Genomic DNA, 12,132 nt, shown 5'->3' on the forward strand with positions numbered 1-12,132 from the left:
CTGAAGGCCAGAACGTAGAGTTCGAAATCCAAGACGGTCAGAAAGGTCCGTCTGCAGTAAACGTTACTGCAATCTAATCAGCTCTTTTGCTGTTAAAAACCCGCCTTTGTGCGGGTTTTTTTGTGTCAGGAACTGCCTGGCTCAATTTGTCACTTAAGGTAAGATAATTAACCCTGAATACTGATTACGGCCTTTAATGCCAGGGTGGGTTGGGTCAATCGCTTGCTGTTGGCTGGTTCGACGAAAACTGGTGTATTTGAAATGAGGTTGAGTATTATTCTTATCATCTGGCGTGGTGGTACATATTGTACAACTCCCGACCTTATCAATTTGATGAATGCCCGCACCACGTAACTGGTACTCAGCGATGGCGGCTAAGTTGAGGTGGCGAAAACGAGGCGAAATAATATTTTTTGCCAAGGGAAATGTGTAAACGAACTGCTCCACCAATTCTTCATTAACTTCATAACAGCAGGAGCGGGCGGCTGGCCCGATGGCGGCAACCCAGTTTGCCGGGGAATCATCGCGGGCAATGCGTTCAATCATCCTTAAGATAATGCCATCTAATAAACCGCGCCAACCGGCGTGAACCACCGCAATACCTTTCCCATCCCGTTGACTGAAAATGATAGGCAGACAATCCGCCGTCAAGACGGTTAATAAAATGCCCGATTGAGTGGTATAGAGCCCATCGGCTTCGCCACACTCTTGCCCCGGTGTTATCACATCGACAATCATGGTGCCATGAACCTGTTTTTTATTGGCTTGTGATGCCTGATAAGGCTGGAGACAGTCAGGTAAAAGGGCAGATTTATTGCCAAAACCATGGCAAATAGCGGTGATTCGGCTGAGTTGCGGTGAAAAATCAGTCATAGGGGCTTACCTAATGAAGAAAAAGGGTAGTCCCCCATTTTTAACGGAGGATATCAGTAGCATCAGGTCATACGTTGCCTATGTTGCCAGACGCTTCTTCGGTTTTATTCGCATGTTAAGCGACAGCTCGCAGTCAATACGGTAAACCCTTTTATGGTTAAGTCTGAAGCCTTTTACGTTACGTAGATACAAAAAGCATAGGCCAAATCCCCGGTTGCGCTGGCTGTCGCTGAAACGTAATTTTTTTATCCGAATATCCTCGATTCGTGTTACGAGAAAACGCTACTTATAAATACACTGGTTTTTCGGGGGGGGATTACCATGGAGCGGTTAAGAAAACTGATTATATCTGGGTGTAAAAATCGAGACATTTAAAATAAAAAAAACACAAAAATACAGGAAGATTCCCACAAAAAATAATCCAAGTGTCTGATTATTTTGTGACGTAACTCACGTTATTATTAATTCATGAATTATCGTTGTAAGTAATAAGTTTGACGTTCATCTTTATATGTTTTTTACAAAGGAAAACGAAAATTCATATTAATAAGTTCAATCTTTTTATTATGTTTTATATCAGGATTATTACTCAACATGAAAATTTTTAAGCGCAAACTATCTTGTGTCACTTTTGCTATTATATCTGCTCTTAGCCCCACTATTTCTTATGCAGATATCGGTTTTGCCGGTGATGTAATCCCAGACATACCTGACTGGGATATTCCCGGAGTAATCATCGTAGGTAATACAACATACGGTTTTATGCATATTTTCAATAGTGGACCGGTGAACAGCGGAAATGGTGGAACGTTGACCAGCGGAAATGTAGCCGCTGGGCTATGGAGCTATATTGGCTATAGTTCTACAGCTACCGGTGAGGTAATTATTACTGGCTCTGACTCTAAGTGGATAAATAACGGAGTGCTCTTTGTTGGCTATAACGGTAACGGCACATTACACATATTGGATGGTGGAGTTGTAAATAACCCTGTTAACGCGACACATGTTGGTTTTGGTGTCGGGGCTGTTGGTTATCTTGAAGTCAGTGGAACTGGTTCACAATTAACCAACGGCGGCGAATTACGCATTGGCGGTGAAAATAATAGCAATGGCATGATGAAAATTGCCGATGGTGCTGTAGTTACTAACCAAAATGATGCTGATATTGCATATCGTCCCGGTTCTACCGGCAGCGTTGAAGTCACAGGCTCAGGCTCAATCTGGAATGCCGGTAACCGTATGTTCATTGGCCATGAAGGTGATGGCAGCCTTAAAATCACCAATGGCGGCGTTGTTACCACGGCAACCCAAGCAAGCGTTGCGGCAGGAACTACTTCAACCGGTTATGTAGAAGTGAGCGGTGCAGGTTCCCGCTGGCAAGTGGGTACATTGCTTGATATAGGAACCAATGGCCCTGCCACCATGGTTGTTTCTGATGGTGGTGTAGTAGCCAGTCAAAGCGGGAATATTAATGACTCTATCTGAGTGGTAGAAATTACCGGCACCGACTCTCGTTGGGATAATGCCGAGACCCTGCAAATTGGTTCATTTTACGCATCAGTAGGTTCTAATAGTACTCTAAATATCACTCATGGTGGTGTTGTAACCAGCAATCTTGGTTATGTCGGTGCCGGGCAAAATACCACGGGTCGGGTCAATATCTCAGGTACGAATTCCGTCTGGAAAAACACTAGCTTATTGACAGTAGGTTCAAGTGGGGATGGTTCGGTAGTCGTCTCTGATGGTGGGCATTTAAGCAGTATTGGCAGCTATGTAGGCTTCGCCTCGGGTGCAAGAGGTGACATTTTAGTCACAGGAGCCAACTCCAACTGGGTTAACACCGGTGATATGCGTTTCGGTGAATATGGTGGTAACGCCTCACTTACCATCAATAATAGTGGGACCGTTCAGACGGATAGTCTCATCATTGCTAACGATGCTACTTCAACCGGTGTGCTGAATATTGGTAGTGCCGCTGGCTATGCTGCAACTTCCGCCGGTGATATTAATACGCCACTTATTACCTTGGGTAGCGGTGATAGCTCAATTGTATTTAACCATACAGAGACTAATTATCAATTTAATTCTGCCATTGATGGCAGTGGTAAAGTGGTCGTTTACAGTGGTACGACTGTACTAAATGGCGTAAATAGCTATAGCGGTACTACAACTGTTAATGGCGGCACCTTAAAGGCAGCTGCGGTAAACAGCCTCAGTGCTGCTTCTGATTATATTGTCGACAGCGCGGGGCAACTGGATTTAGCTGGTTTTGGACAGACACTAAACAGCCTGAATAATAGTGGGACTGTAAGCTTTAACGGTGGGCCGGGTACCCTTCTGACTATTTCCGGTGATTATATCGGTAATGACGGCTTACTGAATTTCAATACGGTACTGAATGACGATGCGTCTGCTACCGATAGAATGGTGGTTAACGGCAACACCTCCGGTATCACTCGAGTGAGCGTGACTAACCTCGGCGGCAGCGGGGCTGCAACCCTGAATGGTATTGAGTTGATTCAGGTGAATGGCTTGTCTGACGGTGAGTTTGTTAAAAATGGCCGTATTGTGGCCGGTGCTTATGATTACTCACTGATGCGTGGCCTGGATGCCAATGCAGCTAATTGGTATCTGACCAGTGGAGTAGACCCTGCTGACCCTGTTGAGTCGGTATTACGTCCAGAAACCGGCACTTACAGTGCTAACCTGGCAGTGGCGAACAACATGTTTGTCACTAGCCTGCATGATCGTCTGGGTGAAACCCAATATATCGACGCGCTGACCGGCGAGAAGAAAGTCACCAGCTTGTGGCTGCGTAACGAAGGCGGCCATAACCGCTCCCGTGATACCAACGGTCAGTTGAATACACAGGCAAACCGTTATGTGATGCAACTGGGTGGTGATATCGCGCAGTGGAGCAATAATGGTATGGACCGTTTCCGCCTGGGCGTGATGGTCGGTTATGGCAATAGTAAAAACACCACAGTGTCACAAGTGTCCGGTTATAACGCCAAAGGTACCACCGATGGTTACAGCACCGGCGTCTACGGTACCTGGTATGCCAACGAAACCGATAAATCAGGCCTGTATGTGGACAGCTGGGCACAATACAGCTGGTTTGACAACACTGTTGAAGGCCAGAATTTAGCGAGCGAAGAGTACAAATCCAAAGGGGTGACGGCGTCTGTTGAGAGTGGTTATACCTTTAAAGTGGGCGAGAACGCGGCTAAAAACGCCAGCTACTTTATCCAGCCCAAAGCACAGGTTACCTGGATGGGTGTGAAAGCGGACGACCATAAAGAAGCCAACGGCACCAATGTGTCTGGTGAAGGTGATGGCAATATCCAGACCCGAATGGGAGTGAAGGCCTTTATGAATGGTTACGCGGATCAGGATAAAGGCAAGGACCGCGTGTTCCAGCCGTTTGTTGAAACTAACTGGGTTCATAACACCAAAGACTTTGGCACCAATATGGATGGCGTGACTGTGAAACAAGACGGCGCGGCGAATATTGCGGAAGTGAAAGTGGGTGTTGAAGGTCAGATCAACAAGCAAGTCAATCTCTGGGGTAATGTTGGCCAACAAGTGGGTAACAAAGGCTACAGCGATACGGCGGTGATGTTAGGCGTTAAATACAACTTCTAATAAGTAATATGCTCCGTGATCTGTATTAGGTTTTAATCAGATCCCGGAACTTCATTCGGGAGTGTTCAGAATTCAGTGTCACGCTAAAAAATCATCACAAGGTGATCATTTTATCGAGGCGACCGTCAAAATAAATAGCCAGCTGGGACAATGTCAAATCCCAGCTCTGGAGAGCTATTATCCATTCTTCCTGCGCATTCATTAACCCCAGATAAAATAGTTTTAACATGCTGTTTTAATTCTTAAAAACGACTTTAGTTTGGGTTGGATTTCTGAACTGGTGGTGTACCGACTCAATGACATTCGTGGTGTAAATAACCTTAAGGATTGTCGCCGGATACCGAAAATAATACACAAATTAGCCGATTCTCTACGCCACGACTGAAGTACCACCGGGTACTGACTACCATTCACGTGAATTGCAGAGTTAAACCGCGGCTTGCAACAGTATCTGCGCTTCTTTAGACTAACGCCGCGTCTGCCGGTATTTCTGGCGGTAATTAATCAGTTATCTGGGATTCAACCATGTCTTATCAGTGCCCCCTTTGTCATCAGGCCTTGCAGCAGAGCCAGCAACAGTGGCGTTGCAGCAATAACCACCAGTTTGATTGCGCCAAAGAGGGTTACGTCAATTTAATGCCGGTGCAGCATAAAGGGTCGAAACAGCCCGGGGATAGCCCAGAGATGATGCAAGCTCGGCGGGCTTTTCTGGATGCGGGGTATTATCAACCCTTGCAACAGCGGGTTTGTGATATTTTGGATAAGGCGCTACCGCGGGATGCCGCGATGTTGTTGGATATCGGTTGCGGCGAAGGTTATTACACCGCGGCAGTGGCAGACAGGTTAAATCGACAACGTCAGATGGTTATTTTCGGGTTAGATGTCGCCAAAGTCGCCGTCAGATACGGGGCAAAACGCTATCCTCAGGTCAGTTTTTGTGTGGCCTCCAGCCACCGATTACCTTTTGCTAATCAAGCTCTTGATGCTGTGTTACGTATTTATGCCCCCTGTAAGGCAACTGAATTGGCTCGCACGGTTAAACCCGGTGGCATCGTGGTGACTGTCGCGCCTGGCCCGCGTCATCTCTATCAGTTAAAAGCCCTGATTTATGCTCAAGTACAACTTCACGACGATACGCCTGAGCATTTGGCTGGGTTTGATCTGGTGAGTAGTGAAAAGTTGGCCTACGAAATAAAGTTAACCGGTAAGCAAAGCTTTAATTTATTGCAGATGACGCCTTTTGCCTGGCGCGCTTCTATTGAAATCGGACAAGAACTTGCTGCTCAGCCTTCTTTTGTCTGTGAAACCGATTTTGTTATCGCCGTTCATCGTCGTAGAGAAGACGTTGAGAGCACGGTGTTAAGCCGTGACGAGAAGCTAATATAAGTGATTGCTCGTTATTAAATAATACCCAATAAATGACGAGCGCATAATTTCTATTAGCGATAACATTATTCTCTTAATAAGGGCGTGTAATAATCCCTGGTGTAGGATTGGCAATTAACTTAAGTCAAATTTTAAGCATGTTATATTTAGAGTTATATATTTATTTTAGATCTAAGTTTCGCCAGGTTCTCCCACCGGATTCAGTCACTAAAATAGAGGGGATAAAGCGTATCTGCTCTGCAACTTTTAGCGCTAAATCAGCCACTTCCTGTTTATTCAATGTACCACTGCCGTAATTGAATTCTCCCGCCGGTAATTTGTAGACTTTCTCCCTACCGATAAGGCAAGTAAACCCAGCATCAATCATTTTCTTATTAAGAGAATCGTAATCGCCTTCTACGGCGTTATGCAAAACGATACTGACCGTAAAGTACGGCATAGTTATTTTTCCAATTAATCAGATGATGATATTTATATATCACACTGCTGAAATCGATATTTTGACCGGAGTCTAATTGCTGGACATGCCAACAAGATAACCTTGCATAAATTGTGTCATCAAGGGAGCCAGTGACCGCATGGTCACCGGCTAAAACAGCGGTAGGGTTACAGCGAAAGTGATAAGCGGTTGCGGCCGGCATGTTTTGCCGAGTAACAGGCAATATCGGCCTGACGCATGGCTTGTGCTGCTGTTTCTGTTTGCTGAGTCAATAATACCGCCCCAAGGCTTGCGGTAAAGGAATAGGATTGACCGTGCCAATGGAATTGGATAGAGGCAATGTCGGTGACGACTCGTTCTAACACTTCAGTTGCGGGTTTACTCTGGCAATTAAATAGCACGATAGCGAACTCATCACCGCCTAAACGCGCCACAATATCATTTTCGCGCACAGCCTGTTGCATGGTTTGGGCCACCATACGGAGCACCATATCCCCAGCTTCGTGACCGGCACTGTCATTAACCTCCTTAAAGTAATCTAAATCGACATAACAGAGGATGTGCTGCTCATTCTGACCCAACTGGTCGATGGCCTGATTGAGGCGTTCTTCCAATCTCCGTCGATTTATCAAGCCAGTCAACATGTCATGATTGGCCTGATACTGTAACTCTCGCTGTTCATGGCGAGCGCGCGTGACATCCTGGAAAACCACCACAGCACCGGTGAGAAGATTGTCACGATCTCGAATCGGCGAGGCGGAGCAACGGATCTCTTGGCGCTCCCCTTGGCTCGATAACAGTTGGCTACCTTCAGGCAATAGAGTATGACGCCCTTCGGCCAGGCACTGATTGATGGCAACTAATTGATTTTTATCCTGTAGCGGGGACCACAAGATAAAGACTTCTTCAATGGGCAAGCCACAAGATTCATTCTGACTGCGGCCTGTCATTTCTTCAGCTTTAGGATTCATTAATACAACGCGGCCTTCAGTATCAAGAGAGATAATTCCCTCCTGAATGGATGACAGCACCCGATGCAGTTGCTCCCGCTCTTCATAGCGCGCTATTTCACTGGCACGCAGCGCATCTTCACGTTGTTTTCGTTCACTCATATCACGGATTATTTTGGCATAACCCAGTAGCTTCCCACTGTTATCATGGATAACCGTGATAATGGCGACGGCCCAATAGCGGGTCATGTCTTTACGAACCAACCAGCCCTCACGTTCCACTCGACTGGCTGAAGCGGATGTTTTGAGTAATTTTTCTGGTAGCCCGGCAGCGATATCTTCGGGCAAAAAGAAGCAACCGAAATGTTGGCCGATTATTTCATTACTGGCATAACCCATATTACGTTCTGCGCCCTGGTTCCAGGTATTGACCCGGCCCCAGGGGTCAAGCATTAAAATAGCGTAATCTTCGACCGTATCGACCATCAGACGAAAACGTTCTTCGCTGATGCGTAATGCTTCTTCACGCTGACGTCGTTCAGTCAGATCACGGACAATTTTGGTAAACCCCAACAGCTTTCCACTATCATCATGCATGGGATTAATGGCCACACTGGCCCAGTAACGGATGCCATTTTTGCGCACATGCCAACCTTCGGTCTGGAAATTACCCTCGGCAATGGCTTTTGCCAGAGATTTCTCTGGCAGACCTGCGGAAATATCCTCTGGTGTGAACAGCAGGGCGAAATGCTCGCCAATGATTTCATCACTGGTATAGCCTTCATTACGTTCACCGCCTTTATTCCAGGTCAGAATGCGCCCATGAGTATCTATCATATAGATGGCGTAATCTTCGACTTCACTGATCAGGTGGCGAAACTGCTCTTCACTTTTGCGCAAAGCATTTTCCCGCTGCCATTTATCAGTCAGGTCGCGCGTAACTTGCACAAAACCCTGCAAATTATGGTCTGAGTCATGCAATGCGCTAAGGGTGATATGACCCCAGAAGCGCTTACCATTTTTGCGAACTCGCCAACCCTGATTCTCATAATGGCCGAACTGATTAGCGTGATGCAGACCTTTTGCGGGCAATTCAGTGGCTGAATCTTCCGGGGTGTAAAATAGCTCGAATGATTGGCCAATGACTTCTTCGGCACTGTAACCCGTATTGCGCTCGGCACCATTGTTCCAGGTGAGGATATGTCCTTGGGCATCAATGATATATATGGCGTAGTCATCTACGGCTTCGATTAATAGCCGAAAAATGTGATCGTCAAATGATGCCGGATGCAAAGCCATTCCTGTGTTCCTTGAATTTTTATTCAGTAAACTGTCGCTACGCAGAACTAAACCCAGATGGTTTAAATCTGTTATCGCGATAAATGTGATGTACTAGTTTATCGCTAACATCGAAAATAAGGTAATAAGATTTTTATTATCAGGAATAAAGTGAAAGAATTCAAAAGCCTAATTATAGGATTATTTATTGCGGCGATACCACTGTTTACAGGGTTTCTGGCGGTGGGGGATGGATCAATATGGATAGTAATAATAGTTCACCTTATTAATAATAGGGGTAAATTGGCCGGTGAAATGTATAAATAAATGACTTAAGTGGGAAGCATGGAATTAGTCCCGCGTTCTGTAAATACACTTTCAGAATAATTTTACTTTAGTTTCTTTTGCATCTCCTCCGGCAATAACGTTACTGCCAGCGATCATGTTTATTACATAACCCATCTAATTTATTCACGACACGAAAAATAATCCCCTGAATGTACAGAAATGCTTGCATCGGTAGATGTTATCCGGATAATTCTGAATCCTTATAATAAGCATTCTCATTTGTAATCATTTTGTGAAACTCAGGGGTATCAACACGATGAATCAAACTATTTCTTCTCGCGCACATCAGAAACGGCTGGCTCCGCGTCTGTTGTGCGTCATGATCGGTGCCGCATTAGGGACGCTATCCGCTTCCTCATGGGCGGCTGCGACCACAGATAGCACAGCTGAGAACGCCAAAAAAACCAGCACGACAGCGGCTACAACTAAAGCTGAAGACAGCAAAACAAATGACACCATCACCGTTGTTGGGATGCAGGATACTTTCCGTGCTGGTGGTAATGATTTAATTCCAACCTATTTAGATGGTCAGGTAGCGAATGGGGGCCGTATCGGCTTCCTTGGGCAGCAAGATGCGCGCAATGTGCCCTTTAACGTTATTGGTTACACCTCTAAATTGGTTGAAGACAAACAAGCACGGACACTGGCCGATGTGGTTCGAAATGATGCTTCCGTGCAGAATGTGCGCGGTTACGGTAATGCATCACAGAACTTCCGCATCCGCGGCTTTAACCTTGATGGCGATGATATTTCATTTGGCGGCCTGTTCGGCGTATTACCACGTCAGGTGATTGACACCAGTATGGTTGAACGGGTTGAAGTGTTTAAAGGCCCGAACGTATTTGTGAACGGTATTTCTCCGAGCGGCAGTGGTGTCGGTGGGATGATAAACCTGGAGCCTAAACGTGCTGGTGATACCCCATTGACACGCGTCAGCCTGGATTATACTTCTGCTTCTAAAGTGGGCGGGGCGCTGGACGTCGGGCGTCGCTTTGGTGATAATGACCAATTCGGTGTGCGAGTGAATGCGCTGCACCGAGAAGGTGAAACCGCTATTCATGACCAGAAAGAGCGTACGACTGCCATTTCTACCGGTTTAGATTACCGTGGCGAACGTGCCCGCACTTCTTTGGATGTTGGTTACCAAAAACAAACAGTTCATGGCATGCGTACTGATGTTGCTATTGGTAGTGCAACGGTTATCCCAGAACCCCCTGCTGCCACTTTGAACTATGGTCAGCAGTGGGTCTATACCGACATGGCTACCACTTTTGGTATGCTGCGCAGTGAGTATGATTTAAGCCAAAACTGGACAGTTTACGGTACCCTCGGTGCCAGCCATAATGACGAAACCGGGCAATACGGCTCACCGACGCTGACTGATAATAATGGCAATGCCACCATCAGCCGTCTGTATGTGCCTTATGTTTCGGACTCTATTGCTGGTTTAGGCGGCATTCGTGGTCATTTCGAAACCGGCCCGGTGACACATAAAATGAATCTCGGCTATGCCGCTAACTACCGCACAGCTAAATCAGCTTTCAATATGTCTGAGCGGGTAGATACCAATATCTATAATCCGGGTGTTATACCTTTCCCACCCACATCAAGCTTACCGGGCTATGTCAGTAAAAATCAGGATCCGACATTAAACAGTCAGGTTCGTGCCAGCAGTATCTCTGTATCTGATACTTTATCCGCACTGGATGATAAGGTGCAGCTGATGCTTGGGCTGCGCCGTCAGGAAGTGGTTATCCGCAACTTTGACAGTGGTGTGCCAGACAGCAAAAACGTGCAAGATGCGATGAAAGTGACCCCGGTATACGGTGTTCTGGTTAAGCCGTGGGAAAATGTTTCACTTTATGCGAACCACATTGAAGCTTTGTCGCCGGGTAGAGTTGCACCTTGGTATACCGCTAATGCGGGTAATGTTACCGGCATTGTTCATGCTAAACAGAATGAAATGGGTGTGAAGTTTGATAACCAACGCTATGGCGGCACCTTAGCCCTGTTTGAAATAACGCGACCTGCTGGTGCCATTGATGCCGCAACCAATATGTACACCTTGAGCGGTGAACAACGTAACCGTGGTGTTGAATTGAATGTGTTCGGTGAGCCAGTCTTCGGTACACGCCTGTTAGGCAGTGCCGTGTGGTTAGACCCGATATTGACCGAAGCGCAAAATAGCCAAAATAATGGTAATTATGCCGTCGGTGTTGCCCGTTATCAGTTAGTGTTTGGCGGCGAATATGATATTAAAGCAGTAGAAGGGCTAACCGCGACCGGAACCGTCACGCGTTCGGGTTCTCAGTACGCTAACCAGGAAAATACCTTAAAACTGAAACCGTGGACGCGTCTGGATTTGGGGATGCGTTACACCATGCCGCTGAAAGAGACTAATCTGATTTGGCGCGCCAACCTTGAGAACGTGACCAATGAGCGTTACTGGGAATCGGTCGAAGATACAGGTACTTATATGTACCAGGGTAACCCACGTGAATTGAAGCTCTCTGTTTCTATGGACTTCTGATAACCGTTTTAAGTGGTACTAAAACGATAAAAACCCCGCTATTCATCTCGAATGCGGGGTTTCTTTTGGCTCTTCTTGCACGCTTTTTTTTACGGCGAAAATAAAAGCACTAACGGTATGGCTATCAAGTTAGGCGAGGCGATAGATGTGCTCGTAAAGGATATTAAAACCGATACCTATTAGTACAATTCCCCCGATTATTTCAGCGCGTTTACCCAGCAGCGGGCCAATATAACGGCCAATCAACATACCCAGTGTTGCCATAATCATGGTAGCTAATCCAATTGCCATTGCGGTGTGAACAATGTTCACTTGCAGGAATGCCAAACCAACACCAATGGCCATGGCATCAAGGCTGGTGGCGATGGCGGTCATCACCAGCACCCAAAAGCTGTGGCTGCGCATTTTTTCGGTTTCTTCGACTTGCTGTTTTGCGCCTTCGAAAATCATGCGGCAACCCAGAATGAACAGCAGGCTAAAGGCAATCCAGTGGTCCCATTCCAGAATATATTGACTGGCGAATAGGCCAATGCACCAACCAATTAGTGGGGTAATGGCTTCTATCACACCAAAGATAAGACCGGTGCGGATAGCTTCTCTAAAACGGGGTTTATGTAGGCTGGCACCTTTACCAATAGATGCAGCAAAGGCATCCATAGACATAGCAAAAGCAAGCACTAATG

General features: G+C 46.4%; 9 protein-coding genes and 2 pseudogenes. 5 read left to right on the plus strand and 6 right to left on the minus strand.

The features are described from left to right. Positions 1–77, plus strand: a 77-nt coding sequence (locus ACNSO8_RS07305; protein ID WP_418393853.1) for a cold shock domain-containing protein, incomplete at its 5' end; no start/stop codon positions are given. Between the two features lie 76 nt (positions 78–153). On the opposite strand, the gene pgeF is transcribed toward ACNSO8_RS07305, so the two are convergent. Beyond that, positions 154–873, minus strand: a complete 720-nt coding sequence (gene pgeF / locus ACNSO8_RS07310) for a peptidoglycan editing factor PgeF (RefSeq protein WP_418394251.1) — start codon at positions 871–873, stop codon at positions 154–156. 87 nt (positions 874–960) lie between these two features. After that, a pseudogene (locus tag ACNSO8_RS07315) lies at positions 961–1,092 on the minus strand (IS3 family transposase); the annotation flags it as partial. A 375-nt stretch (positions 1,093–1,467) separates the two neighbouring features. Between ACNSO8_RS07315 and ACNSO8_RS07320 the strand changes: the two are divergent. Next, positions 1,468–2,358, plus strand: a complete 891-nt coding sequence (locus ACNSO8_RS07320) for a hypothetical protein (protein ID WP_418394252.1) — start codon at positions 1,468–1,470, stop codon at positions 2,356–2,358. Continuing rightward, the gene (locus ACNSO8_RS07325) at positions 2,359–4,518 is read left to right on the plus strand and encodes an autotransporter outer membrane beta-barrel domain-containing protein (RefSeq protein WP_418394253.1); all 2,160 of its coding nucleotides are present in this window, start codon (positions 2,359–2,361) and stop codon (positions 4,516–4,518) included. A 94-nt stretch (positions 4,519–4,612) separates the two neighbouring features. Here the strand turns inward: ACNSO8_RS07325 and ACNSO8_RS07330 are convergent. Continuing rightward, a pseudogene (locus ACNSO8_RS07330) lies at positions 4,613–4,926 on the minus strand (transposase); the annotation flags it as partial. A gap of 117 nt (positions 4,927–5,043) precedes the next feature. On the opposite strand from ACNSO8_RS07330, the gene rlmA reads away from it, so the two are divergent. Next, positions 5,044–5,904 (plus strand): 23S rRNA (guanine(745)-N(1))-methyltransferase, encoded by an 861-nt coding sequence (gene rlmA / locus ACNSO8_RS07335; protein ID WP_418394254.1) that lies wholly within the window; start codon positions 5,044–5,046, stop codon positions 5,902–5,904. A gap of 160 nt (positions 5,905–6,064) precedes the next feature. Here the strand turns inward: rlmA and ACNSO8_RS07340 are convergent, their stop codons facing one another. Then, a complete protein-coding gene (locus tag ACNSO8_RS07340; protein WP_418394255.1) occupies positions 6,065–6,343 on the minus strand; it encodes a hypothetical protein in 279 nt (92 codons plus the stop codon). A 167-nt stretch (positions 6,344–6,510) separates the two neighbouring features. After that, a complete protein-coding gene (locus tag ACNSO8_RS07345; protein ID WP_418394256.1) occupies positions 6,511–8,592 on the minus strand; it encodes a PAS domain S-box protein in 2,082 nt (693 codons plus the stop codon). A 583-nt stretch (positions 8,593–9,175) separates the two neighbouring features. On the opposite strand from ACNSO8_RS07345, the gene ACNSO8_RS07350 reads away from it, so the two are divergent. After that, the gene (locus ACNSO8_RS07350) at positions 9,176–11,449 is read left to right on the plus strand and encodes a TonB-dependent receptor (RefSeq protein WP_418394257.1); all 2,274 of its coding nucleotides are present in this window, start codon (positions 9,176–9,178) and stop codon (positions 11,447–11,449) included. A gap of 129 nt (positions 11,450–11,578) precedes the next feature. On the opposite strand, the gene mntP is transcribed toward ACNSO8_RS07350, so the two are convergent. Then, on the minus strand, positions 11,579–12,132 hold a 554-nt coding region (mntP, locus tag ACNSO8_RS07355; RefSeq protein WP_418393852.1), incomplete at its 5' end, for a manganese efflux pump MntP.

The sequence above is a fragment of the Yersinia sp. LJYL362 genome (assembly GCF_048323875.1).